Source organism: Geodermatophilus bullaregiensis, assembly GCF_016907675.1.
Classification (GTDB): Bacteria; Actinomycetota; Actinomycetes; order Mycobacteriales; family Geodermatophilaceae; genus Geodermatophilus; species Geodermatophilus bullaregiensis.
Window position 1 is genome coordinate 4,969,403 of record NZ_JAFBCJ010000001.1, and the last position, 24,805, is coordinate 4,994,207.

The following is a 24,805-nucleotide window of genomic DNA, read 5'->3' on the forward strand; positions in this document are numbered from 1 at the left end:
GACGCCCGACACACGGCTCTGGGAGAGTGCGCACCGGACGCCCACCCAGCCGACCCCGGAGGAGTCCCGTGTTCACCAAGGTCCTGGTCGCCAACCGCGGGGAGATCGCGGTGCGGGCCTTCCGCGCCGCCTACGAGCTCGGCATCGGCACGGTCGCCGTCTTCCCGTGGGAGGACCGCAACTCCGTGCACCGGCTGAAGGCCGACGAGAGCTACCAGATCGGCCAGGAGGGGCACCCGGTCCGCGCCTACCTGTCGGTCGAGGAGGTGGTCGGTGCCGCGCGGCGGGCCGGCGCGGACGCCGTCTACCCCGGCTACGGCTTCCTGTCGGAGAACCCGGAGCTGGCCGAGTCGTGCGCCAACGCCGGCATCACCTTCGTCGGCCCGCCGTCGTCGGTGCTGGAGCTGACCGGCAACAAGGCGCGCGCCATCGCCGCCGCCCGGGACGCCGGGCTGCCGGTGCTCGCCTCCAGCGAGCCCAGCGACGACGTCGACACGCTGCTGGCCGCGGCCGACGACCTGCCGTTCCCGGTGTTCGTCAAGGCCGTCGCCGGCGGCGGCGGGCGCGGCATGCGCCGGGTCGAGCGGCCCGAGGAGCTCTCCGCCGCCGTGCAGGCGGCCATGCGGGAGGCGGAGTCGGCGTTCGGCGACGCGACGGTCTTCCTCGAGCAGGCCGTCGTCGACCCGCGGCACATCGAGGTGCAGGTCCTCGCCGACGGGCAGGGGAACGTCGTGCACCTCTTCGAGCGCGACTGCTCGGTGCAGCGCCGCCACCAGAAGGTGGTCGAGCTCGCCCCGGCGCCGAACCTGGACCCGGAGCTGCGGGAGCGGATCTGTGCCGACGCGGTCGCCTTCGCCCGGGCCATCGGCTACGTGAACGCCGGCACGGTGGAGTTCCTCCTCGACCGCGAGGGCCGGCACGTGTTCATCGAGATGAACCCGCGCATCCAGGTGGAGCACACGGTCACCGAGGAGGTCACCGACGTCGACCTGGTGCAGTCGCAGCTGCGGATCGCGGCGGGGGAGACGCTGGCCGACCTGGGGCTGAGCCAGGACACGATCGTGCTGCGCGGCGCGGCGCTGCAGTGCCGGATCACCACCGAGGACCCGGCCAACGGCTTCCGCCCCGACACCGGCCGGATCACCGCCTACCGCTCGCCCGGCGGCGCGGGCATCCGGCTCGACGGCGGCTCGTCGCTGGGCGCGGAGGTGGGCGCGCACTTCGACTCGATGCTGGTCAAGCTCACCTGCCGCGGCCGCGACTTCGGCATCGCCGTGGCCCGCGCCCGCCGCGCCGTCGCCGAGTTCCGCATCCGCGGGGTGGCCACCAACATCCCGTTCCTGCAGGCGCTGCTCGACGACCCCGACTTCCAGGCCGGCCGGGTCACCACCTCCTTCATCGAGGAGCGGCCGCACCTGCTCACCGCCCGCAGCTCCGCCGACCGCGGCACGCGCCTGCTCAGCTACCTCGCCGACGTGACGGTCAACAAGCCGCACGGCGAGCGGCCGCACCTGGTCGACCCGGTCACCAAGCTCCCCCCGGCCGACCTGCGCAGGCCCGCCCCCGACGGCTCCCGCCAGCGGCTGCAGGAGCTCGGCCCCGAGGCCTTCGCCGCCGACCTGCGGTCGCAGACGGCGCTGGCGGTCACCGACACGACCTTCCGCGACGCCCACCAGTCGCTGCTGGCCACCCGGGTGCGCACCAAGGACCTGCTCGCCGTCGCCGGGCACGTCGCCCGCACCACCCCGCAGCTGCTCTCGCTCGAGGCGTGGGGCGGGGCCACCTACGACGTCGCGCTGCGGTTCCTGCACGAGGACCCGTGGGAGCGGCTGGGGGAGCTGCGCGCGGCCGTCCCGAACATCTGCCTGCAGATGCTGCTGCGGGGCCGCAACACCGTCGGCTACACCGCCTACCCCGAGCAGGTCACCGAGGCCTTCGTCCGCGAGGCCGCGACCACCGGCATCGACGTCTTCCGGGTGTTCGACGCGCTCAACGACGTCGCGCAGATGCGCCCGGCGGTCGACGCCGTCCGCGGGACCGGGACGGCGGTCGCCGAGGTCGCGCTCTGCTACACCGGCGACCTCTCCGACCCCGGCGAGACGCTCTACACGCTCGACTACTACCTGCGTCTGGCCGAGCAGATCGTCGACGCCGGCGCGCACGTGCTGGCGATCAAGGACATGGCCGGCCTGCTGCGCCCGCCGGCGGCCGCCCGGCTGGTGACCGCGCTGAGGGAGCGCTTCGACCTGCCGGTGCACCTGCACACCCACGACACCGCCGGCGGGCAGCTGGCCACCCTGCTGGCGGCCTGGTCGGCCGGGGTGGACGCCGTCGACGGCGCGGTCGCCTCCATGGCCGGCACCACCAGCCAGCCGCCGCTGTCGGCGATCGTGGCCGCCACCGACGCGACCGAGCGGGCCACCGGCCTGGACCTGGCCGCGGTCAACGACCTGGAGCCCTACTGGGAGGCCGTCCGGCGGGTGTACGCGCCGTTCGAGTCCGGGCTGCCGGCACCGACCGGGCGGGTCTACACCCACGAGATCCCGGGCGGGCAGCTGTCCAACCTGCGCCAGCAGGCGATCGCGCTGGGGCTGGGACAGCGGTTCGAGGAGGTCGAGGACGCCTACGCCGCCGCCGACCGGCTGCTCGGCCGGCTGGTGAAGGTGACGCCGTCGTCGAAGGTGGTCGGCGACCTCGCGCTGCAGCTGGTCGGCTCCGGCGTCTCGGTCGACGACTTCGCGACCGACCCCGGCAAGTACGACCTGCCCGACTCGGTCATCGGGTTCCTCCGCGGCGAGCTCGGCGACCCGCCCGGCGGCTGGCCCGAGCCGTTCCGCACCCAGGCGCTGGAGGGCCGCCGTCCCGCCGAGCCGCCGGCCGAGCTCTCCGACGACGACGTCCTGGGCCTGGCGCAGCAGCCGCGGGAGACGCTCAACCGGCTGTTGTTCCCCGGCCCCACGCGGGAGTACCTGGCGCACACGGAGACCTACGGCGACGTCTCGGTACTGCCGACCAAGGAGTTCCTCTACGGACTGCGGCCCGGCGACGAGCACGCCGTCGACCTCGAGCCCGGCGTCACCCTGCTCATGGGCGTGGAGGCCGTCTCCGACCCCGACGAGCGCGGCATGCGCACGGTGATGTGCGCGCTCAACGGGCAGCTGCGCCCGGTGTCGGTGCGCGACCGCTCCGTCGACGCGCAGGTCAAGGCGGCCGAGAAGGCCGACCGCAGCCAGCCCGGCCAGGTCGCCGCGCCGTTCGCCGGCGTCGTCACCCTCCAGGTCGGCGAGGGCGACGCCGTCGAGGCCGGGCAGCCGATCGCCACCATCGAGGCGATGAAGATGGAGGCCGCGATCACCGCCCCGGTCGGCGGGACCGTCGAGCGGCTGGCCATCGGCCCGGTGCAGCAGGTCGAGGGGGGCGACCTGCTCGTCGTCCTGGCCTGAGGAAGGACCCTCCTGCCCCGCCGCGTCGCGGGGCCGCGACCCTGCGTGAGACCTGCGCCGGGGTGTCGCCGTCGTCCGGGACGCCGTGGTTCGGCCCGGTCGGTGACGGGCATGCCCTCCGGGCAGCCGCGCGGCGCCCGAGGGGTGCGGCCGCGCTGCGGAACCGCGAGGGCGGTACGTCGACGCTCCGCGCGCGTGCTGCCCGCGGTGTGCCCCGGACGGGGGGCGGCAGGCAGCGGGGAGCCCCCCCGCGCAGGAGCACGGGACGGAGCGCGGTGTGACCACGGTCGAGAGGGGTCGGCAGACCCTGGGGGGCCGCTACGAGCTGCAGGAGCTCATCGCCAGGGGCGGCATGGGGCAGGTCTGGCGGGGGCGGGACACGCTGCTCGACCGGTCCGTGGCGGTGAAGGTCCTGCGCAGCGAGTACGCCGACGACCCGACCTTCCTCGCCCGGTTCCGCGCCGAGGCCCGGCACGCCGCGGCGCTGAGCCACCCGAACATCGCCGCCGTCCTCGACTACGGCGAGGGCACGGCCGCCGACACCGGCGAGCACCTCGCCTACCTGGTGATGGAGCTGGTCGACGGCGCGCCGCTGTCGACGCTGCTCACCGAGGGCGGCCCGCTCGAGCCGGACGCCGCCCTGTCGGTGCTGCAGCAGGCCGCCGCGGGGCTGGCCGAGGCGCACCGCGCCGGGGTCGTCCACCGCGACGTCAAGCCCGGCAACATCCTGGTCCGCCCCGACGGCGGGGTGAAGCTGACCGACTTCGGCATCGCCTGGTCGGCCGAGAGCGTGCCGCTCACCGGCACCGGCCAGGTCATCGGCACCGCCCAGTACATGTCGCCCGAGCAGGCCGCCGGCGAGCGGGTCGGCCCGGCCAGCGACGTCTACGCCCTCGGCCTGGTCGGCTACGAGTCCCTCACCGGGCGGGCCGCCTTCACCGGCACCAACCCGGTGACCGTGGCGCTCAAGCAGGTCCGCGAGGACCCCGAGCCCCTGCCCGAGGACGTGCCGCCGGACGTCCGGCACCTCATCGGCGCCGCCCTGACCAAGGACCCCGGGCAGCGCCCGGTCGACGGCGACGCCTTCCTCCACGCCATCGAGGACGCCGTCCACCCGCACCCGGCCACCTCGCCGCGGATGGCGGCCGTCCCGGCCACCCGGCCGGTCGCGCCGGCCGGGCAGCCACCCCTCCGGGCCGCGCCGCCCGCTGTCGCCGATCGGCCCGCCGCGGAGGACGGGCGCCGCCGGCGGCTGCTGCTCGCCCTCGCGGTGCTGGCCGTCGTGCTGCTCGGCGGCGGGGCGGCCGCACTCGTGGGCGGCCTGCCGGACGGCGACCGGCCGGCCGCCGCCGCGGCGTCGGAGGACGGCGCCGTCGAGGACGGCATCGTCCTGGCCTCCGACGACTACGTCGGCCGCCCGGTGGAGGAGGTCGTCCCCGAGCTCACCGACCTGGGTCTGACCGTGGGTCAGCAGACGACGGTGACCCCCGACGTCGTTCCCGGGACGGTGACCCGGCTCGACCCGGCCGGCACCGAGGTCGACGCCGGTGACCGCGTGCGCCTGTTCGTCGCGGCCGCCCCGCCGGCCGTCGCGGACGACGACCCGGCCCCCGCGCCCGCCGGGCAGGCCCCGTCCTCCGCCGCCGAGGACGCGGCGCCCGGGACGCCGGAGGGGACCGCACCCGAGCCGCCGGCGAGCGTCCCGGCTCCCGAGCCGACGACCGGGGGATCCGCCCCGGCAGGTGACGGGGGGACGGTTCCCGACCCGACGACCGACCCGACCGGGGAGCCCGCGGCCGAGGCGACTCCCGAGCCCGCTCCCGAGGTGACTCCCGAGCCCGCTCCCGAGGTGACTCCCGAGCCCGCTCCCGAGGTGACTCCCGAGCCCTCGGCCGAGCCGTCCACGAGCGCGACGGCCGAGCCGTCCACGGGCGCGCCGAGCGAGCCGGCGGGTGACACGGAGCCGTCGCCGTCGGCGGGGAGCGAGGCGGAGAGCACCGCCCCGAGCAGCACCGCCCCGAGCAGCACCCCCGCCACGGGGAGCGGGGACGCCGGCGCCGGGAACGGCGGCACGCCGGAGAGCCCGGCAGCTCCCGGGAGCGCGGGCGCCGGCGACCCGAGCGCCGCACCCGGGTCGGCCGGCGCCACCGGCTGAGCGACGCCCCGGGACGGAACCGGGCGCGGGGCCGTCCCGGCGTCTGCGTCAGGCCGGGCGCGTGGTGGCCAGGCCCGCGGCGAGCGCGTCGAACACCCGCTGCTGGAAGGCGCGCATCGGCGCCACCGTCGCCTGCAGCTCCAGCTCGGCGGCGTGGTACATCCCCCGCTCGACGTGCAGCTCGACCGGGACCCCGGCCGCCTCGAGCCGGCGGGCGTAGGCGACGTCCTCGTCGTGGAAGAGGTCGAGGTCGCCGACGCCGATCCACGCCGGCGGCAGGCCTGCGAGGTCCAGCCGCCGGGCGGGTGCGGCGTACGGGCGGAGCTCGTCGGCGCGCGGCGGGTGGCCGAGGTAGGCCGTCCAGGCGTAGGCGTTCGACCGCGGCGTCCAGACCAGGTGGCCGCGCCCGGCGGGGGAGCGGCGCAGCACCGTGCGGTCGTCGAGCATCGGGTAGACGAGCAGCTGGAAGGCCACCGGCACGCCCTCGTCGTGCGCCCGCTGCACCACAGCGGCGGCCAGGCCGCCCCCGGCGCTGGCGCCGCCGACGGCGATCCGCGCCGGGTCCACGCCGAGCGCGCCGGCCTCGTCGCGCAGCCGGCGCAGCGCGGCCGTGAGGTCGTCGAGCGCGGCCGGGAACGGGTGCTCGGGCGCCAGCCGGTACCGGGCGCTGACCACGACGATGCCGAGGTCGCGGGCCATCCGGCTGCACAGGTCGTGGTCGCCCTCGGGCCGGCCGATGACCGTCCCCCCGCCGTGGACCCACAGCAGCGCCCCGGTCGGACGTGCCCGGCCGGCCGGCTCGTACACGAAGACGTCCTGCCCGCCGGGGACGTCGTGCCGCGTGACCTCGACGCCGGCGACCGGCTCGGTGGGCCGCGGGAACAGCCGCCGTCCGATCCGCAGCTCCGCGCCGCTGCCGATCGACAGCGGCAGCCACAGGTCCGGTGTCCGGAGCGCGGGCGGGACGGCCCGGACGTGCCGGGCGCGGCGGGCGAGCGCCCGTGCGGCGAGTGCCACCGTCCCGGCGAGTGCTGCCCTGCGGTACCTGCTGCCCATGGGTCCTCCGTCGTCGGTCGTCGACGCACCGGCCGGACCGGCGGCACGCGGACCGCCCCGACCGGGCGCCGACCACCCTCGCACCCCGGGACGGGTCGGCGGAGCGCCCACCCGGCTCGCCGGCGTCGTCCGCGGGACCTCGGCCGGCCGAGCGGGGCGACCGGACGGACTAGGGTCGGTGGCCATGGCGATCAGGTCGCCGGGGAACCAGCCCGGCAAGAGCGTCGGTGAGCTGCGTCTGCCCGGGCGGGCGGTCGCCGCGCTGACCCGGGCCGGCATCACCGAGGTCGCCGACCTCGCGGTGCTCACCCGGCGGGAGCTCTCCGCCGTCCCCGGCCTGGGGCCCAGCACGATCGCCGCGATCCGGGCCGTCGTCCCCGAGCCGCCCGCGCGCCTGCCCCGTCCCGGCGGGACCGAGGGCGGGGACCGGCCGGTGACGCCGCCCGAGGCGGGCACGGCCCCGGCGGAGGAGGAGTCCCCGGCCGCGCCGTCGATCCCGTCGTTCGCCTCGCTGCGCGATCCGCGGCGGCGCACCCCGGTCGACCTCCTGGTGCCGGGGGAGCCGCCCGCCGGGCCCCCGCCCGTGGAGCCGCCGACCCCGGCGGCACCGACCGTGGGGTCACCGCCCGTGGGACCGCCCGCCGCGCCGGCGACGTCCGCCGCCCCGGTCGGGGCACCGCGGCCGGCGGAGTGGGGGGACCTGTGGCGGTTCGGCCTGCGCGTCGCGTCGTGGTGGGTCCACCAGCCGCTCCGGACCCTGCGCCGCCTCCTCGGCTGAGGCCGCTCCCCGCGCGCCCGGCGCGGACGCACGGGGACGTCGTACCCGTCGGCGACACTGCAGGGGTGGAGCGGATCGTCCTCCGCCGCCGCGGGGACGTCGTCGAGGCGCGGCGGTGCACCGGCGACGCGGCGGCGGCCGAGGTGACCCGGCTGCCGTCCGACGAGCTGCCCGGCTGGGTGCGGGAGCGGGAGCGCACGCCGGTCCGCTGGGTGTGGGACGACACCACCCGCTGGTACCCGGCGCTGCTGGACGCCGGCGTCCGGGTCGAGCGCTGCACCGACCTGCGGCTGACCCACGCCGTCCTCCGCCGCTCGCCGTTCGCCGGCCAGCGGGCGCTCGCCGGTGAGGACACCCCGGGCTGGGACGACCTGCAGCCGGTGACGACGGCCGAGCACGCGCTCTTCCCGCTCGCGGACCCGGCCGACCGGCTCGACCCGGTCGCCGAGCACGACCGGCAGCAGGCGGCGCTGGCCGCGTCGGCCGGGCGCGGCCGGCTCGCGCTGCTGCTGGCCGCGGAGTCCTCCGGCGCCCTGGTCGCCGCGGAGATGACCGCCGCCGGGATGCCGTGGCGGGCCGACGTCCACGAGCGGCTGCTCACCGACGCCCTCGGCCCGCGCCCGCCGGCCGGCGTCCGGCCGCCGGTGCTCGAGCGGCTGGCCGGCGAGGTCCGCACGGCCCTCGGCGCGCCCGGCCTCAACCCCGACTCGGCGGTCGAGCTGCTCCGGGCGCTGCAGGCCGCCGGGCTGCCGGTCGACGACACCCGCCAGTGGACGCTCGAGCAGGTCGACCACCCGGTCGTCGCACCGCTGCTCGAGTACAAGAAGCTCGCGCGGCTGCTGTCGGCGCACGGCTGGAGCTGGCTGGAGACCTGGGTGCGCGACGGCCGGTTCCGCTCGGCGTTCCTCCCCGGCGGGGTGGTGACCGGCCGGTGGTCGGCGCAGGGCGGGGGCGCGCTGTCGGTGCCGGTGCAGGTGCGCCCGGCCGCGGTCGCCGACGACGGCTGGCAGCTGGTGGTCGCCGACGTCGCGCAGCTCGAGCCGCGGGTGCTCGCCGGCATGAGCGGTGACGCGGCGATGGCCGAGGCGGCGCGGTCGGCCGACCTCTACCAGGGCATGGTGGCCGGCGGGGCCGTCGCGACCCGCGCCGAGGCCAAGCTCGGGATGCTCGGGGCGATGTACGGCGGTACCCGCGGGGAGAGTGGCCGGATGCTGCCGCGGCTGGCCCGCCGCTACCCCCGGGCGATCGGGCTGGTCGAGGAGGCCGCCCGGGCGGGGGAGCGCGGCGCCGTGGTGGCCACCCTGCTCGGCCGCGGGTCACCCCTGCCGGCCGGCGCGTGGGCGCAGCGCGGGGCCGACCTCGGCGAGCCGCCCGACGACGACGGCCCGCGCGAGGACCGCGACCGGGCCCGCCGCGCGTGGGGCCGGTTCACCCGCAACTTCGTCGTCCAGGGCACCGGCGCCGAGTGGGCGCTGTGCTGGCTGGCCGACCTGCGCAACCGGCTGTGGCGGCTGGGCGACGGGACGCCGGCGCAGCGGCCGCACCTGGTCTTCTTCCTGCACGACGAGGTCGTCGTGCACACGCCGGAGCACCTGGCCGCCGACGTCGCCCGCGAGGTCCGGGCCGCCGCGGTCACGGCCGGGCGGCTGCTGTTCGGCGCCTTCCCCGTCGACTTCCCGCTCGACGTCGCCGTCGTCCGCTCCTGGGCCGAGGCCGGCTGACCCGTCAGCGGACGGCGGCGGGCGCGCGGGCGGGTGCCGCGGCCGGGCGGCCGGTCAGCCCGGTGACGACGGCGGTGAGCACGCAGACGCCGGCACCGACCACCGCGATCGTCGTGTAGCCGGCCGCACCCGGGGACCCGCCGGAGCCGGGCGTGGCCGCGGCGAGCAGCGTGGCGGTGAGCGCGCTGCCCACCGCGAAGCCCACGTAGCGCAGCACCTGGTTGAGGCTCGTCGCGCTGCCGGTCTCCGACGGCGGCACGGCGGAGACCAGCAGCGCCGGGAACGCCGCGAACGCCGCACCGACGCCGAGGCCGGCCACCGCCATGACGGCGAACAGCTGCCACAGGTCGGTGCGCAGGACGGCGAAGAGCACGAAGGCGACGCCCTGCACCACGGCCGCGACCGGCAGCACCCGGGCGTGTCCGGCGCGGTCGGCGAGCAGCCGCGCGAGCCGGCCGCCGGCCACGCTCGCCGCCGAGAAGGGCAGCAGGACCAGGCCCGCGACGACGATCGACGTGCCGAAGCCCGCGCCGTCGGCCGGCGGCGCCTGCGCGAGCACCGGCACCGCGGCGAGCAGCAGGTAGTTCGACAGCCCGACCAGCAGCGCCGCCGAGTGGGCGGTCAGCGCGGTCCGGCCGCGGGCCAGCCGCAGGTCGACCAGCGGCTCCGGCGTCCGCGACTCCCACAGCACCCAGAGCACCAGGGCCACCACCGCCGCGCCGGCCAGCCCCCACAGCAGCGGTGAGGTCCAGCCCCACGTCCCGGCCTCGCCCAGGGCGAGCAGCAGCCCGCCCACCCCGGCGCCGAGCAGCAGCGCACCGACGACGTCGAGACGGCGCCGCGGTGCCGCGGCCGGCGGCGGGAGGACCACGGCGGCGGCGACCAGCGCGGCGGCGCTGACCGCGGCGCCGGCCCAGAAGGCGGCGTGCACCCCGCCGAGCTCGGCCACCAGGCCGGCCAGCGGGTAGCCGAGGCCGACACCGGTGACGACGGTGACCGACAGCGCGGCGATCGTCGAGCGCGAGCGGTCCCCGGTCAGGGCCTCGCGGGCGGTGGCGATGGCCAGCGGGGTCAGCCCCAGCCCGAAGCCCTGCAGCGCCCGCCCGGCGACCAGCCACCCGAGCCCGAGCGGCAGGGCGGCCAGCGCGCCGCCGAGGGTCACCACGGCGAGCACGGCGAGGACCACGCGGCGCCGGTGCGGGCCGTCACCGAGCCGGCCGACCACCGGGGTGGCCACCGCGCCGACCAGCAGCGTGGCCGTCAGCGACCACTGCGCGTCCGGCAGCGAGGCGCCGGTGGCCGACGCGACCGCCGGGACCAGCGGCGCGCCGAGGCTGCTGATGACGGCCACGACCGTCCCGACGAAGACGAGCACCGCCACGAGGGCGCGGGGGGACCGGGGGACCGCCATGACCCCCAGCGTCCCAGGTCGTTGCACACACCAAGCAGTGAGCCGCGTCGAACCGCTGCCGTGACCGTCGGGTGGAGAGCCGCCGGGGAGTCTGCGACCGTCGGCACAGCGGAACCGGGTGGCCCGGAACCGCGGGCCGGGTGCGACCGAGGGGAGAGCGCGGATGAACACCGACGTCTCGGCGGTGGTGGAGCGGATCTACGGCGACGTCCTCCGGCGGAACCGGGGCGAGACGGAGTTCCACCAGGCGGTGCGCGAGGTCCTCGACTCCCTGGCCATCGTCCTGGCCCGCCACCGCGAGTTCCTGGAGATGAAGACCGTCGAGCGGATCTGCGAGCCCGAGCGGCAGGTCATCTTCCGCGTGCCCTGGCAGGACGACCGCGGTGAGGTGCACATCGACCGGGGCTTCCGGGTGGAGTTCAACTCCGCGCTCGGGCCCTACAAGGGCGGCCTGCGGTTCCACCCCTCGGTCGACCTGGGCATCGTGAAGTTCCTCGGTTTCGAGCAGGTGTTCAAGAACGCGCTCACCGGGATGCCGATCGGCGGGGGCAAGGGCGGCTCGGACTTCGACCCCAAGGGGCGCTCCGACGCGGAGGTCATGCGCTTCTGCCAGTCGTTCATGACCGAGCTCTACCGCCACCTCGGCGAGTACACCGACGTCCCGGCCGGCGACATCGGCGTGGGTGCCCGCGAGATCGGCTACCTGTTCGGCCAGTACAAGCGGATCACCAACCGCTACGAGTCCGGCGTCATCACCGGCAAGGGGCTGGGCTGGGGCGGGGCGCTGGTGCGCACCGAGGCCACCGGCTACGGCGCGGCGTTCTTCGCCGAGGCGATGATGGAGGAGGCCGGGGAGTCCCTCGACGGCAAGCGGGTCACCGTCAGCGGCTCGGGCAACGTCGCCGTGTACGGCATCGAGAAGGTGCACCAGCTCGGCGGCACCGTGGTGGCGTGCTCGGACTCCAGCGGCCACGTCGTCGACGAGAAGGGCATCGACCTCGACGTCCTCAAGCAGGTCAAGGAGGTCGAGCGGGCGCGGATCGAGGCCTACGCCGACCGGGTGCCGTCGGCGTCCTTCGTCGAGGGCGGCAGCATCTGGGACGTCCCGTGCGACGTCGCCGTCCCCAGCGCCACGCAGAACGAGCTGGACGGCGCCGCCGCCGCCGTCCTCGCCCGCAACGGCTGCCGGTACGTGGTCGAGGGCGCGAACATGCCGTGCACCCCCGACGCCGTCCGGGTGTTCCGGGAGGCCGGGATCGCCTTCGCCCCGGGCAAGGCCGCCAACGCCGGCGGCGTGGCCACCTCGGCCCTGGAGATGCAGCAGAACGCCTCGCGCGACCGCTGGACCTTCGAGCACACCGAGGCGCGGCTGGAGGAGATCATGCGCGGCATCCACGCGCGTTGCTCGGCCACCGCGGAGGAGTACGGCTCGCCCGGCGACCTCGTCCTCGGCGCGAACGTGGCGGGGTTCCTCGACGTGGCCGAGGCGGTGCACGCCCACGGCCTCGTCTGAGCGCCCGGACCACCGCCGCCTACACCCTCCGGCCGTCGATCGGGAGGTCTGCGACGGCGATCACCCCACGAAACCGCTGTCGACTCGTTGTCACGACTTCACGACGCCGGTACCGTGGCCGCGTCCGACCGGTCGTCGTGTCCCCCGTCGGGGGAGGCCGGACGGACGCCGCCGAGTCGCCCGCTGGGGCGAGCCGGGGACCCACCGCAGTACTGGGGTGAATCCCGCACCGGGCATCCGTCCGGGCAGGTAGGGCTGCTTCCCGCCCGAACCCGTCAGCTAACTCGGCAGGCGGCTCACGGAAGAACGGAGAGCCGCCGGATGGCGTGCGCCTGCACCGCTGCACCACTCCCTCCACCCCGGCTCTCCCGGACCCCGGCGCGCCCGCGCACCTGACCGTCCGCGGCCGTCCGCCCCGGACGCCGTCCGCGAGCCCACCAGCCCGAGCACCCTCCGCTCGACCGGCCCCGCGCCGCTTCTCCCTGGTGGGCCCGCGCCGGCCCGGCGCGCTGCCCGCGCACCCGCCGTCCGCCCCGCCGCGGCCTCCCGCGCCGCTGCGCCCCCACACCTCCGGAGCACCCCGCCCCATGGACCCCCGCACGACCACGTCCGGCCGATCCGCCGAGCGCCGCGCCCGCGCCGCCGGCTCCCGCCGCCGTCTGCTCCCCGCCCGCCGTCCCGGCCTGCTGCTCGGCGCCGCCGCCGCAGGCGCCCTGCTGGTCAACGTCGTCGTCGGCGCGGACCCTGCCGCGCAGGCCGGCGCCGGCAGCGCGGAGTCGGCCAGCGTCGCCCAGGAGCTGGGCCTGACCTCCGGGACCGCCGACGCCTCCGGGTCCGCCGACGCCGGCGGAGGCGACGTGGCCGCGGACCTCCAGCCGCTGGAGGACCTGGCCGCCAGCCGCGGCAGTCGCGAGGCCGAGGAGGCCAGCGCACAGCAGGCGCAGGCCGCCGCCGACCAGGCCGCGCTCGACCGGCAGCGCGCCGAGGCCGAGGCCGCCGCCGCTGCCCAGCGCGCCGCGGAGCAGGCCGCCGCCGAGGAGGCCGCCGCCCAGGCCGCCGCTGCCGAGGCAGCCGCGGAGGCGGCCGCCGACCAGGTCGCCGCCGAGGAGGCCGCCGCCGCCGAGGTCGCCGCGGAGGAGGCCGCCGAGGAGGCCGCCGAGGCCCCCGCCTCGTCGGCCGCGCCGTCGTCCGCGAGCTCGTCGGCCGCCGGCTCGGGGACGGCGACCACGGCGACCGCGCGCATCAGCAACACCGCGGGCCCGGTGCAGGCCGTGGTCCAGGCGGCGGCGAACGCCGTGGTCAGCAACGTGGCCGGCGCCGGCGGGATCACCCTCGGCGGCACCCGGGCCAGTGCCGCCGACCCGAACGGCCACCCGTCGGGCCTGGCGCTGGACTACATGGTCATGTCCAACACCGCGCTCGGGAACGCGATCGTGCAGTACCACGTCGCGCACTGGGACGAGCTCGGTGTCGACTACCTGATCTACCAGCAGAAGATGCTCAGCTCGCCGGGGGGCAGCTGGTCGCAGATGGCCGACCGCGGCAGCGCCACGGCCAACCACTTCGACCACGTGCACGTCAACTACGTGGGCTGACCCCACGGCGGGCCGGGCCCGACCGACCCCCGGGACCGGTCGGGCCGCCGCTGTCGGGTGGTCCGGCCGACGATACGGTCGACGTCCGGACCGACCCCAGGAGGACGCCGGCATGGCGCCACCGAGCTCCGTCCCCACCGTGCCGACGGGCGTCCACGGCCGGTGGCACCCGGCCGGCACCTGCGCCCCGCGGCCGCTGACCGACGAGCAGCGCGCCCTGCCCCCGGGACCCGGCCTGCCGTGGGCGCGGGCGGGTGCCGCGGTCGTCCGTGGCTGAGCCCGCGCTCACCCTGTTGCGGCTCGGCGGCGTGGTGGTGGCCGGGTACGCCGACGGCGGGGGGCTCGACCCGGCGCTGGCGCCACGGCCGTACCTGCACCCGGTCCGCACCCTCGACGGCCGGACGGTGACCGACGCGCAGCCCCCCGACCACCCCTGGCACCTCGGTGTCTCGATCGGGGTCCAGGACGTCGGCGGCGCGAACCTGTGGGGTGGCCCGACCTACGTGCGCGGCCACGGCTACACCGCGCGGGCCGACCACGGCCGGATCGAGCACGCCGGCTTCCCGGCCCGGGAGGACGACGGCTTCCACGAGGCGCTGCGGTGGCTGGGCCCCGACGGCCGGTTGCTGCTCGGTGAGCACCGCCGGGTGCGGGCGCGGCCGGTCCCCGCCGGCTGGGAGCTGGGGCTCACGACCGCGCTCACCAACGCGACCGGCGGGGAGCTGTCGCTCGGCAGCCCGGCCACCAACGGGCGGGCGGGCGCGGGCTACGGCGGGTTCTCCTGGCGGCTGCCGGCGGCGCCCGGGCCGTGGGTGCGCACGCCCGTGGCCGCGGGGGAGCAGCGCGCGCACGGCTCGGTGGCCCCCTGGCTGGCCTGGACCGACCGCGCGGCGGGGTTCACCGTGGCCCTCGCCGGAGCCGACGACGCCACCCGCGCCGACCCGTGGTTCGTCCGGGTCGGGGACTACCCCGGCATCGGCTCGCAGCTGGCCGCGCGGCACCCGCTGGTGCTCTCGCCCGGCGGCACCGTGACGCGGGGCTTCCGCGCCCTCGTCGCCGACGGCGTGCTCGGCGACGCCGCGGTGGGGGAGTGGGCGGGCGCGGGGCTCAGCAGCGGGCGAGCAGGTCGAGCACCCGGCCGATGAGCAGCGCGGCAGCGGCCGGGTCGTGGGACGGCAGCGAGCTGTCGGCGAAGCAGTGCCGGTCGCCGGGGTAGAGGAACAGCTCCCCGTCGTCGGCCCCGGCGACCAGCGCCCGGGCGGCGTCGACGTCGCCCTCGCCGACGAAGTACGGGTCGGCGTCCATGCCGTGCACCTGCACGGGGACGCCGGCCGGCCACGAGCCGAACACCGACGCCGGCACGCAGGCGTGGCACAGCACTGCCGCACGGGCGCCGGGACGGTTCTGCGCCAGGTCCTGCGCCGGCAGCACGCCGAGGGAGAAACCGGCGTAGACGAGTTCCGCGGGCAGGCCCTCGACCGCGCGGGTGCCGCGCTCGACCACCTCCCGGGTGCCGATCTGCTGCACGTGCGCCGTGCCCTCGTCGATCGAGGCGAACGTGCGGCCCTCGAACAGGTCGGGTGTGTGCACGCGGTGCCCGGCGGCGCGCAGCTCGTCGGCGAGGGCGACGACGCCGGGCGTCAGGCCCTGCACGTGGTGGAAGACGACGACCTCGGCCATCCCGGGCGGCTCCTCCCCGGCGGTGTGCGGACGGACGGGACGGTAGGGCCCGCCACCGACGGTCCTCGTGCCGGGGCGCGGACGGCGGGCGTCAGGCGCTGAGCGGGGACCGGCGCTGCAGGCGCACCCGGCGCCGCTCCCGCTCGGACAGGCCGCCCCAGATGCCGAAGCGCTCGTCGTTGGCGAGGGCGAACTCCAGGCACTCGGCGCGCACGGAGCAGCCGGAGCACACCCGCTTGGCCTCGCGGGTGGAGCCGCCCTTCTCCGGGAAGAACGCCTCGGGGTCGGTCTCGGCGCACAGCGCGTCGAGCCGCCAGCCCTCCTCGCCGACGGGGTTCCCGCCCATGGCGATCTCCGACCAGGACATCTCGTTCCAGGACGTCGTGGGCTGGTAGGCCGGCGCGTAGGAGGGCTCGGGAGCGGGCTCGTAGGCGGCCGACGACTCGGTGAGCAGGCTGAGGTGGGGGCGGGAGGCGGACACGGGAAGCTCCTCGGATCGGTGGGCGATCGCACCGGCAGTGACGGACCGGTACGGGCTGGCTGCTGTCCGTCACGTTACGGAGTCCGTGAGGCGTCGCGCACTGGCAGGAACTAGCCGAAACCACGCCGCCCGGTTGTCGAATCGTGACCTGGCGTCCGCCGGCTCCCGTGTCGGGTGGGCGGCGGTCGCGTGCGGCCGGTCCCCCGGTGGCGCGCGGGGGGCGGCACCACGACCCGCCGCTGGACGAGATCATCCCGATTCCTCGCCGGGAGCCTGTCGATCCGGCCCGGTGGTGCGTGTCGGACAGACGAGGGCCCGGGAGGCGGGCCCCGACCGAGAGGGAGCGAGATGTCCCAGTACCTGATCCTGATCTACGAGGACGAGACCCGCTACGAGACGGCGTCGCCCGAGGTGACGGCCGAGATCACGGCCGAGCACGAGGCCTTCGCGGCCGGGGTCGAGGCGCACGGCGCGAAGCTGCTCGGCGGCGAGGCCCTGCAGCCGACCGGGACGGCGACCAGCGTGCGCGGCGGGTCCGAGGTGACCGACGGCCCCTTCGTCGAGACCAAGGAGGCGCTGGGCGGCTACTACCTGGTCGACGCGCCCGACCTCGACACCGCGCTCGCCGTCGCCCGGACCGTCCCGGCGCGCTTCGGCGGCGTCGAGGTCCGCCCGGTCATGACCTTCGACTGAGCCGTGTCCGACCCGGCCGGCGCCTCCGCCGTCGCGGCCGCGGTCGCCGACGCGCACCGTCGCGAGTGGGCCTTCGTGCTCGCCGCGACGGTGCGCGTCACGCGCGACCTCGACGTCGCCGAGGAGTGCGTGCAGGAGGCGTTCGCGGCGGCGCTCACCGACTGGCGCAGGTCCGGCGTCCCCACCCGGCCCGGGGCCTGGCTGACGACGGCGGCCCGGCGCCGCGCGCTCAACGTCGTCCGCCACCGGGGCGTGGAGTCCCGGTACCTGCCGCTGCTCGTCGAGGAGGAGACCCTCCCGGGGCCCGGTGACGCACTCGACGACGAGGGCGCACCGATCCCCGACGACCGGCTCCGGCTGGTGGTGACCTGCTGCCACCCCGCGCTCGACCGGCCGGCCCAGGTGGCCCTGACGCTGCGGCTGCTGTGCGGCCTGTCCACGGCGGAGGTGGCCCGCGCCTTCCTCGTCAGCGAGCCGACGATGGCCGCGCGGATCACCCGGGCGAAGAAGAAGATCGCCGTGGCGCGCATCCCGTACCGGGTGCCGCCGGCCGCGGAGCTGCCCGAGCGGGTCGACGCCGTCCTGTCGGTGGTGCACCTGCTGTTCACCACCGGGCACACGACGCCGGTGGGGGACGAGCTGGTGCGCCGCGACCTGGTGGAGCGGTCGGTGGAGCTGTGCCGCATGCTGCGCCGGCTGCTGCCGCGGGACCCGGCCGTGGCGGGCCTGCTGGCGCTGCTGCTGCTCACCGACGCGCGGCGGGAGACCCGGACGGCGCCCGACGGGCGGCTGCTGCTGCTCGAGGAGCAGGACCGGGCCCGGTGGGACCGCGCGGCGATCGCCGAGGGCGTGTCCCTCGTCCGCGAGGCGCTGCGCGCCCGGCCGCCCTCGCGGTACGCGCTGCAGGCCGCGATCGCCGCCGTCCACGCCGAGTCGCCGAGGTGGGAGGACACCGACTGGCGGGAGGTCGTCGCCCTCTACGACGTCCTCGTCCGGCTGTGGCCCTCGCCGGTGGTGGCGCTCAACCGGGCGGTGGCCGTCGGCTTCGCATCCGGGCCCGCCGCCGGGCTGGCCGCGCTCGACGCCCTGTCCGCCGAGCCCCAGCTCGCCGGGTACGGCTACCTGCCCGCGGCGCGGGCGGACCTGCTCCGGCGGCTGGGCCGGGTCGCCGAGGCGCGGGAGGCCTACACCGAGGCGCTGCTGCTCACGCAGAACGCCGTCGAGCGGGCCTTCCTCGAGGGCCGGCTGCGCGGGACCGGCGGCTGACTACGGTCGCCGTGTGCGTGGCGACCGGCTGGTGAGGGACCTGTACGAGCACTTCCAGGCGCGGGACTGGGACGCGGCCGCCGCGCTCCTGCACCCCGACGTGCGGCTGCGCATGCCCGCCACCGACGAGCGGTTCGCCGGGCGCGAGCAGGTCATGGCCTTCCAGCGGGACTACCCCGAGCCGTGGGGTGAGCTCCGCGTGCTGCGCGTTCTGTCCGACGGCGCCGTCACGGCGGCCGAGAACGAGATCGTCGGCCCGGGCGAGGTCTTCCGCTGCGCGGCGTTCTGGACGGTCCGTGACGGACTGCTGCACGACGGCGTCGAGTACTGGGTGACCGTCGGCGGTGACCAGCCGCCGCCCGCGCGCGCGGGCGGCGGCTGAGCGCGGTCGCTGAGCACGGTCATCGACCGGGCGCGCAGCGGTCGCGCAGGGTGGCCACGCCGGGGCCGGTCAGGTCCTCGCAGTAGGCGCCGCGGCCGGCCATCGCCATGGTCAGCGCCACGGTCGTGCCGCGCACCGGGAGGCCCCGCCCCGCGGTGAAGGGGCCGTCGGTCGCCTCGAGGCGCAGCCCCTCGACCGCGCGGCGGCTGTGCACCGTGAAGTCGCGCCGGGCGAAGAAGCGGGCGACCTCGGTGGCGGCCTCCACCGAGGGCGTGCGCGCCAGCCCCAGCGGACGGCGGACGTCCTGGGCGTGCACGACGACCTCACCCAGCCAGGCCGCGGTGTGCCCGGACGGCGCCGTCGTGCTGCCGAGGACCCGGCGGAACCGGTCGAGCGTCTCCGCCGGCGTGGCGCCCCGGTGCTCGGCCAGGCGCCGCTCGTTGTGCACGGCGGGGTCGAACCGGGCGCCGGCCGTGCTGGCGATCCAGCGCGCGCGGCCGACGCTCGCCGCCGCGGTGAGGTGGGCGAGGACCTCCTCGACCGTCCACCGCCCGCACAGCGACGGCCGGGCCCACTGCGCGTCGTCCAGGCCGGCGAGGTCGTCGGCGAGGGCGGTGCGCTCGGCGTGGGCGAGCGACCAGAGGGTCCGGCGGGCAGGGGAGTGGGGCACGGGTACCTCCGGTCGGGTTGCGACTGACAGGAGGAGGACCGTGCGCGACCCGCGGGGTCATCGGTGCCCGGCGGTCCGCCCGGGGTGGCTCAGTCGCCGATGCCGCACTCGTCGCGGAGGTAGGCGTCCACGTTGTCGCCGGCCGTGGACAGCTGGCCCTCGACGTCCTCCAGCGCGGCGAGCGAGTCGGGATCGGTGACGTCGAGGTCGGCGAACGCGTCGGCCATCCGGTCCAGGCCGCCGGCCAGTGCCTCCCAGTCGGCGGCGATCGGCTCCGGCGCCTCCACCGCGCGCAGCTCCTCGGCGGTCTGGCGGAAGGCGTCGGTGACCGAGGGGTCGTCGTCCCCGACGCCGGACAGCGCCTCGTCGACCCGCTCGTCGAGCCCGGCGGCCTGGGCGCAGAAGTCCTCCTCGCCGGAGGCGGTGGCCGACCCCGCCGTCGTGGTCGCCGCGGCGCTCGCGGTCCCCGTCGCGTCGCCGGAGTCCCCGTCGTCCCCGCCGCAGGCGGCCAGCAGGACGACGGCGGCCGCTGCGGCCACCCCGGCTCGGCACGGGATCGGGCTTCGGGTCACGGCGGCCTCCCGGGGGCGGTGGGACTGACCGTCCCGAGGGTCCGCCGGGCCGGCCCCGCTGACCAGGGGTCAGCGCCCGAGGTGGGCCCGCAGCGCCGCGACGACCATCCGGTGGTCGTCGAGCTGGGGCAGCCCCGACACGACGACGACGCCGACCGGGCCCACGTCGCGGACGACGACCGGGAACGCGCCGCCGTGCGCGGCGTACACCTGCGGGTCCAGGCCCGATCCCTCCTCGAACGTCGTCCCGCGCTCGACCCACGACTGCCGGACGTACAGCGAGCTGTGCCCGAAGCGGTCCACCACCCGGGTCTTGCGCTCGATCCACGACGCGTTGTCCGGGGTCGCGCCCGCCAGGGCGACGTGGAAGAGCCGCTGCCCGTTGCGGCTGATCTCGATCGCGACCGGCGCGCCGGCCTCGCGGGCGGTGGCCACGAGCGCCGATCCGAGCGCCCAGGCGTCGTCGTTGGTGAACGAGGTGACCTGCAGGTCGTCCTCCTCCGCGGCGAGCTCGGCCACGGAGGGGAAGGGGATGGCCATGGGTCATCCTGGCGTCCCCGGTCGCCGCCGGGCACGCCCGGGCGGGGCGACCGCTGGGGAGGACCCGTCGCGACCGGACGCCGGGAGGGGCGCCGAAACCGGTTCCGCCCTCCCGGCGACTCTGGCACGGTGGGCGCCGCGTTCCACCCCGGCCGCTGGCCGGGGCCGCGGGGGAGAACACAGCGGTGACGTGGACCGGACGGTGACCCATGAGCGCACGATCCAGGCGTGCAGCCAGTCCTCTGGCCACGCTGGGGGCCGTCGTCCTGCTGACCGTGGTGCTCTTCGCGGCCAACAGCCGCGTCGACCCCGCGGCGAGCACGGCGCCGGCGTACCCGGGGACCGGCGGTGCGGAGACGTCGACGGCGCCCCCGTCCGCCGAGCCGACCCCGGAGCCGCCCGCGGAGCCGACACCGGCGCCGAGCCCGCCGGCGGCGCTGCAGGCCGTGTACGCCGGCGTGACCAGCGGCGGGGAGGCGACCATCGCGATGGCCGTCGACGACGACCAGGTCGCGGCCTACCTCTGCGACGGCGCCGCCATCGAGGCGTGGCTGCAGGGCACCGTGGACGGCGACACCGTCACGCTGACCGGCCGCAACGGCGCCGGGCTCTCCGGGTCGGTCACCGACGGGGCCGTCTTCGGCACCGTCACCACGAGCTCCGGGCTGACGCTGCCGTTCTCCGCGGCGGAGTCCCAGCCGCCCGCGGGCGTGTACGAGTCCCGCACGACCCTCGACGGGCTGGCGACGCGGATCGGCTGGGCGGTGCTGCCCGACGGGACGCAGGTCGGCGTCGCGACCGTCGGCGACACCAAGCGCGAGGCGCCGCCCCTGGACCTGACCGACGGCAGCTTCGAGATCGACGGGTCCCCGGGCACCGCCGAGCCCGTCGACGGCTCCGACACCGTCGTCGGCGGCTGAGACCGCGCCCCGACGACCGCCCCGACGCCCGACCGTCCCGACACCCTGCTGGTCCCACCGGCCGTCGCGCACGCGAGGAGACCACCGTCATGACCCACACCCGACCGCCGGTCGACACCCCGGCACCGCCTCCGGGGGCTCCGGCTCCCGAGCCTCCGGCCGGGGCGGTCGCCCCGCGTCCCCGGCTGCGCGCCGAGCCGCGCGACGCGTTCCGGCTGCCCCTGCTGACCTTCCTGCTCGCCGGCTGCGCCGTCGCGCTCGTGCTGGGCGTCTACGCCGCCGAGCACGAGCCGGCCGGCTACTCGCTCGACGTCCCGGGGTTCTCCTCGCCGCTCTACGTCAAGGCGTGGCTCACCACCGCGGCCGCCGTGGCCGGCGTGGTGCAGCTGCTCACGGCGGCCCGCATGCACGACGCCGGGGCCCCGCCCTGGACGCGCACCGCGCACCGGTGGTCGGGCCGGCTGGCCGTGGTGCTCACCGTCCCGGTCGTCGTGCACTGCGTGTACGCGCTCGGCTTCCAGGCCGGCTCGACGCGGGCCCTGGTCCACTCCGCCCTGGGGTGCTTCTTCTACGGCGTCTTCGTCACCAAGATGCTGGCGCTCACCCGCCGCGGCCTGCCGCGCTGGGTCGTCCCGGTGCTCGGCGGGGCGGTCTTCACCGGCCTGATCGGGCTGTGGCTCACCTCGTCGCTGTGGGTCTTCACCAGCAGCGGCTTCCGCCTCTGACGCGCCGCCCGACGGCGGCGCGACCCTCCCGGAGGGAGCGACCCATGCCCGCGTCCACCACCCCGACCCGGCGGGCCGAGCGGTGAGCAGCCCGCCGGTCATCGAGCTCCGGGAGCGCGGCCGCGAGCCGCGCCGGATCGCGCTGACCCGCGCGCTGGAGGTCGGCCGCGACCCCGAGGGGCTCGCCCTCGCCGACGACCGGGTCTCGCGCCGCCACCTGCGGCTGGTGCCCAGCCCGGTCGCCCTGTCGCTGGTCGACCTCGGCAGCCGCAACGGCACCCTGGTCAACGGGCTGCCGGTCACCGGCCGGGTCACCCTGGAGGCCGGCGACGTCGTCCGCCTCGGCGACACCGAGATCGTCGTCATCGGCCGGCCCGAGCGCATCCCGGTGCCCGCGGGCTCGCGGGAGACGGTGCTCGCCGGCGGCGCCGGGGTGGCCCTGCCGCCCCCGCCGCCCCCGCCGGCGCCCCCGGCCGCCCCGTCGCGCGTGGCGGCGACCTGGGACCGGGTCCTGGGCCGCACCAACCGGCCGGGCGAGGACCTCTTCCCCGTCTACACCGAGATGCGCACCCGCGTCCCGCTGTGGGTGTGGCGGGCGATCAGGGTGGTCAGCGTGCTGGCCTACGTCGCGCTGTGCGTGGCGCTGTTCGTGCGGCCGGCGGGCGGGTTGTTCGTCTTCTTCGGGATCGTCGTGCCGCTGCTGCCGCTGCTGTTCTTCGTGGCGCCCGGCGTGTGGCGGAACGTCTGCCCGCTGGCGTCGGCCAACCAGACGCCGCGCGTCCTCGGGTTCAGCCTGGGGCGCACCCTGCCCGAGGGCTTCCGCCGCCGTGCCTTCGTCGTCGCGATGGTGCTGTTCTTCGGCCTCGCCGGCGCCCGGCTGGCGGTGTTCAACGACAGCGGGACGGCGACCGGCGTCCTGCTCTCCGTCGTCATCACCGCGGCCTTCCTCGGCGGCCTGCTGTTCAAGGGCAAGAGCGGCTGGTGCAGCCAGATCTGCCCGCTGCTGCCGCTGCAGCGCGTGTACGGGCAGACGCCGTTCGTCCGGGTGCCCAACAGCCACTGCCGGCCCTGCGTCGCCTGCACCACCAACTGCTACGACTTCGCCCCGATCGGCGCCTACCAGGCCGACCTGCACGAGGACGACCCCGTGTGGACCGGACCGCGCAGGCTCTTCGTCGGCGCGCTGCCCGGTTTCGTGCTCGGCTTCTTCGTCCTCGCCGGCGCCGGCGACCGGGCACTGACGACGACCTACGGCGAGCTGGCCCTGTTCTTCCTCGGCAGCGTCGGGCTGTTCTACGCCGTGCAGGCGCTGCTGCCGCTGAGCGCGTCGGTGGTCGTCGCCCTGTGGGCCGCCGCCGCGATCAACCTCTTCTACTGGTTCGCCGGCCCGGTCCTCGCGGACTCCTTCGCCACGGTCACCGGCGTCGAGGCGCCGTGGCTGCGGTGGCCGGTCTCGGCGCTGGTGCTCGTGCTGTCGCTGCTGTGGATCGCGCGCACCGCGGTCAAGGAGCGCCAGTACCTGCAGCAGTTCCACCCGGAGCTGCTGCCGGTGGTCCCGGTCAGCCGGCCGGCGCCGGAGGCGGCTGCGCAGGCGCCCGCGGAGGAGGAGGCGGACACCGCCGAGGTGCGCTTCCCCGGCAGCGACACCGTCGTCGAGGGCGAGGTCGGGACCAGCCTGCTGGAGACCGCGGAGAAGGCGGGCCTGCCGATCGAGGCCGGCTGCCGGATGGGCGTGTGCGGCTCCGACCCGGTCGCCGTCCTCGAGGGGGCCTCCTGCCTGTCCGAGCCGGAGGACGAGGAGCTGTCCACGCTGCGCCGGCTGGGACTGGCCCCGAACACCCGCATGGCCTGCTCGGCGCGGATCCGGTCGGGGCCGGTGACGGTCTCGCTGACCCCCGAGCCCGGCGGCCCGGTCGACGGCGACGTCCCCCTCGAGTTCGACCGGTCGATCGTCAGCTGCGTCGTCCTCGGCAACGGCATCGCCGGGGTGACCGCCGCGGACTTCCTCCGGCGCGGCCACCCCGAGTGCGAGATCCACGTGGTCGGGCAGGAGCCGCACGCGCTCTACAACCGGATGGGCATCTCCCGGCTGGTCTACGGCCGGTCGGCCATGCAGGGTCTCTACCTGCTGCCCGACACCTGGTACGACGACCACCAGGTCACCGCCTGGCTCAACACCGTCGCCACCCGGATCGACCTGGAGACCCGGCGGGTGTTCCTCGGCACCGGCGACGTGCTGCCCTACGACCGGCTGATCCTGGCCATGGGCAGCAGGAGCGTCGAGCCGCCCGTCGAGGGGTTCGGCCTGCCCGGCAGCAGCGTGCTGCGCTCGGCGGCCGACGCCGCCGCGCTGCGCAGCCACGTCCAGCGCCACGGCGGCCGCGACGCCGTCGTCGCCGGCGGCGGGCTGCTGGGCCTGGAGGCCGCGCACGCGCTGCTCGAGCTGGGCCTGCGGGTCACCGTCCTGGAGCGCGGGTCCCGACTGCTCTCGCGTCAGATCGACCCGCGCGCCAGCGAGCTGGTCGACGCCTGGTTCCGCCGGATCGGGCTGCAGGTGCTCTACCGCGCCGAGGCCCAGGCGCTCACCGGCGAGTCCCGGGTCACCGGCGTCCGGCTCGCCGACCGCCGGGCGCTGCGCTGCGACGTCTTCCTGGCCGCCGTCGGCATCCGCCCGGACGTCGACCTGGCCCGTGCGGCCGGCATCCCGGTGGGCAAGGGGGTGCTGGTCGACGACCGGATGGCCACCGCGGTGCCGGGCGTCTTCGCGGCCGGCGACGTCGCCGAGCAGGCCGGGCGAGTCTGGGGCCTGTGGCCCGTCGCGGCCAAGCAGGGCGAGGTCGCCGCGGTCAACGCGCTCGGCGGCAACGAGACGCTGAGCTCCGAGGTGCCCCCCACCCTGCTCAAGGGCGTCGGGCTCGACCTGTTCGCGGTCGGCCGCGTGGAGCCGCAACCGGGCGAGGAGGTGGTGGTCGACGAGGACGCGTCGCTGCCCTCCTACCGGCGGCTGGTCCTCGCCGGGCGGACGGTCGCCGGCGGCGTCGTCCTCGGGCACCACCCCGAGGACGTCACCGCGGTGACCGCGGCGGTCAAGCGGCGGCTGGAGCTCGACGACGCCGTCCTCGCCGGGCTGCGGGCCGGCGACTGGCGGGCGCTGCGCGACGCCGGCCGGCGCCGGCCGCAGTCGCAGCCGGCGCCGGCCTGATC

At 76.9% G+C, this 24,805-nt stretch carries 21 protein-coding genes and 1 riboswitch; of the genes, 14 read left to right on the forward strand and 7 right to left on the reverse strand.

Annotation, left to right across the window (positions count from 1 at the left end; genetic code table 11):
* Positions 1 to 68: 68 nt before the first annotated feature.
* Both JOD57_RS23870 and JOD57_RS23875 read left to right on the forward strand, forming a co-directional pair.
* Positions 69 to 3,443: a pyruvate carboxylase gene (locus JOD57_RS23870; protein ID WP_204694295.1), complete on the forward strand. Its 3,375-nt coding sequence runs from the start codon at positions 69 to 71 to the stop codon at positions 3,441 to 3,443.
* Positions 3,444 to 3,720: 277 nt separating this feature from the next.
* Positions 3,721 to 5,598 carry a protein kinase domain-containing protein gene (locus JOD57_RS23875; RefSeq protein ID WP_307824903.1) on the forward strand — a complete coding sequence of 626 codons (1,878 nt, stop codon included), beginning with the start codon at positions 3,721 to 3,723 and terminating at the stop codon, positions 5,596 to 5,598.
* A gap of 48 nt (positions 5,599 to 5,646) precedes the next feature.
* Here the strand turns inward: JOD57_RS23875 and JOD57_RS23880 are convergent, their stop codons facing one another.
* A complete protein-coding gene (locus JOD57_RS23880) occupies positions 5,647 to 6,654 on the reverse strand; it encodes an alpha/beta hydrolase (protein ID WP_204694296.1) in 1,008 nt (335 codons plus the stop codon).
* Positions 6,655 to 6,838: 184 nt separating this feature from the next.
* Between JOD57_RS23880 and JOD57_RS23885 the strand changes: the two genes are divergently transcribed.
* Together JOD57_RS23885 and JOD57_RS23890 are read left to right on the forward strand one after the other, a co-directional pair.
* Positions 6,839 to 7,432: a helix-hairpin-helix domain-containing protein gene (locus tag JOD57_RS23885; protein WP_204694297.1), complete on the forward strand. Its 594-nt coding sequence runs from the start codon at positions 6,839 to 6,841 to the stop codon at positions 7,430 to 7,432.
* Between the two features lie 65 nt (positions 7,433 to 7,497).
* Positions 7,498 to 9,153, forward strand: coding sequence for a bifunctional 3'-5' exonuclease/DNA polymerase (locus JOD57_RS23890; protein ID WP_204694298.1), 1,656 nt, complete (start codon positions 7,498 to 7,500; stop codon positions 9,151 to 9,153).
* Between the two features lie 4 nt (positions 9,154 to 9,157).
* On the opposite strand, the gene JOD57_RS23895 is transcribed toward JOD57_RS23890, so the two are convergent.
* Positions 9,158 to 10,564: an MFS transporter gene (locus JOD57_RS23895; RefSeq protein WP_204694299.1), complete on the reverse strand. Its 1,407-nt coding sequence runs from the start codon at positions 10,562 to 10,564 to the stop codon at positions 9,158 to 9,160.
* A gap of 163 nt (positions 10,565 to 10,727) precedes the next feature.
* On the opposite strand from JOD57_RS23895, the gene gdhA reads away from it, so the two are divergent.
* From gdhA to JOD57_RS23915, 4 genes are all read left to right on the forward strand, one after another.
* Positions 10,728 to 12,077 (forward strand): NADP-specific glutamate dehydrogenase, encoded by a 1,350-nt coding sequence (gene gdhA, locus JOD57_RS23900; protein WP_204694300.1) that lies wholly within the window; start codon positions 10,728 to 10,730, stop codon positions 12,075 to 12,077.
* A 159-nt stretch (positions 12,078 to 12,236) separates the two neighbouring features.
* Positions 12,237 to 12,386: riboswitch (cyclic di-AMP (ydaO/yuaA leader) on the forward strand.
* A gap of 278 nt (positions 12,387 to 12,664) precedes the next feature.
* Positions 12,665 to 13,672 carry a VldE C-terminal domain-containing protein gene (locus JOD57_RS23905; RefSeq protein ID WP_204694301.1) on the forward strand — a complete coding sequence of 336 codons (1,008 nt, stop codon included), beginning with the start codon at positions 12,665 to 12,667 and terminating at the stop codon, positions 13,670 to 13,672.
* A gap of 112 nt (positions 13,673 to 13,784) precedes the next feature.
* On the forward strand, positions 13,785 to 13,949 hold the full coding sequence (locus JOD57_RS23910) for a hypothetical protein (protein ID WP_204694302.1): 165 nt from the start codon (positions 13,785 to 13,787) through the stop codon (positions 13,947 to 13,949).
* Positions 13,942 to 14,817: a DUF6807 domain-containing protein gene (locus JOD57_RS23915; protein WP_204694303.1), complete on the forward strand. Its 876-nt coding sequence runs from the start codon at positions 13,942 to 13,944 to the stop codon at positions 14,815 to 14,817. Before JOD57_RS23910 ends, JOD57_RS23915 begins: the two co-directional genes overlap by 8 nt.
* Here the strand turns inward: JOD57_RS23915 and JOD57_RS23920 are convergent.
* Together JOD57_RS23920 and JOD57_RS23925 are read right to left on the reverse strand one after the other, a co-directional pair.
* A complete protein-coding gene (locus JOD57_RS23920; RefSeq protein WP_204694304.1) occupies positions 14,780 to 15,352 on the reverse strand; it encodes a dienelactone hydrolase family protein in 573 nt (190 codons plus the stop codon). The two genes, JOD57_RS23915 and JOD57_RS23920, sit on opposite strands and share 38 nt — an antisense overlap.
* A gap of 91 nt (positions 15,353 to 15,443) precedes the next feature.
* The gene (locus JOD57_RS23925) at positions 15,444 to 15,833 is read right to left on the reverse strand and encodes a WhiB family transcriptional regulator (protein WP_443667591.1); all 390 of its coding nucleotides are present in this window, start codon (positions 15,831 to 15,833) and stop codon (positions 15,444 to 15,446) included.
* 348 nt (positions 15,834 to 16,181) lie between these two features.
* Here JOD57_RS23925 and JOD57_RS23930 point away from each other — a divergent pair, with 348 nt between their 5' ends.
* From JOD57_RS23930 to JOD57_RS23940, 3 genes are read left to right on the forward strand one after another with little or no spacing between them, the layout of a single operon-like run.
* On the forward strand, positions 16,182 to 16,526 hold the full coding sequence (locus JOD57_RS23930; protein ID WP_204694305.1) for a YciI family protein: 345 nt from the start codon (positions 16,182 to 16,184) through the stop codon (positions 16,524 to 16,526).
* Between the two features lie 3 nt (positions 16,527 to 16,529).
* Positions 16,530 to 17,792, forward strand: a complete 1,263-nt coding sequence (locus tag JOD57_RS23935; protein ID WP_204694306.1) for an RNA polymerase sigma factor — start codon at positions 16,530 to 16,532, stop codon at positions 17,790 to 17,792.
* Positions 17,793 to 17,805: 13 nt separating this feature from the next.
* Entirely contained in the window at positions 17,806 to 18,174 is a 369-nt protein-coding gene (locus JOD57_RS23940; RefSeq protein WP_204694307.1) for a nuclear transport factor 2 family protein, read from the forward strand.
* A gap of 19 nt (positions 18,175 to 18,193) precedes the next feature.
* On the opposite strand, the gene JOD57_RS23945 is transcribed toward JOD57_RS23940, so the two are convergent.
* The 3 genes from JOD57_RS23945 to JOD57_RS23955 all read right to left on the reverse strand — a co-directional run bounded on the left by JOD57_RS23945 (position 18,194) and on the right by JOD57_RS23955 (position 19,956).
* Entirely contained in the window at positions 18,194 to 18,844 is a 651-nt protein-coding gene (locus JOD57_RS23945) for a maleylpyruvate isomerase family mycothiol-dependent enzyme (protein ID WP_204694308.1), read from the reverse strand.
* Between the two features lie 89 nt (positions 18,845 to 18,933).
* Positions 18,934 to 19,416: a hypothetical protein gene (locus JOD57_RS23950; RefSeq protein WP_204694309.1), complete on the reverse strand. Its 483-nt coding sequence runs from the start codon at positions 19,414 to 19,416 to the stop codon at positions 18,934 to 18,936.
* Between the two features lie 69 nt (positions 19,417 to 19,485).
* The gene (locus tag JOD57_RS23955) at positions 19,486 to 19,956 is read right to left on the reverse strand and encodes a heme-degrading domain-containing protein (RefSeq protein WP_204694310.1); all 471 of its coding nucleotides are present in this window, start codon (positions 19,954 to 19,956) and stop codon (positions 19,486 to 19,488) included.
* 209 nt (positions 19,957 to 20,165) lie between these two features.
* On the opposite strand from JOD57_RS23955, the gene JOD57_RS23960 reads away from it, so the two are divergent.
* The 3 genes from JOD57_RS23960 (at position 20,166) to JOD57_RS23970 (ending at position 24,803) form a co-directional block, all read left to right on the forward strand.
* Positions 20,166 to 20,876: a hypothetical protein gene (locus JOD57_RS23960; protein WP_204694311.1), complete on the forward strand. Its 711-nt coding sequence runs from the start codon at positions 20,166 to 20,168 to the stop codon at positions 20,874 to 20,876.
* 89 nt (positions 20,877 to 20,965) lie between these two features.
* The gene (locus tag JOD57_RS23965; protein ID WP_204694312.1) at positions 20,966 to 21,601 is read left to right on the forward strand and encodes a DUF6529 family protein; all 636 of its coding nucleotides are present in this window, start codon (positions 20,966 to 20,968) and stop codon (positions 21,599 to 21,601) included.
* A gap of 82 nt (positions 21,602 to 21,683) precedes the next feature.
* Positions 21,684 to 24,803 carry an FAD-dependent oxidoreductase gene (locus JOD57_RS23970; RefSeq protein WP_204694313.1) on the forward strand — a complete coding sequence of 1,040 codons (3,120 nt, stop codon included), beginning with the start codon at positions 21,684 to 21,686 and terminating at the stop codon, positions 24,801 to 24,803.
* Positions 24,804 to 24,805 lie beyond the last annotated feature (2 nt).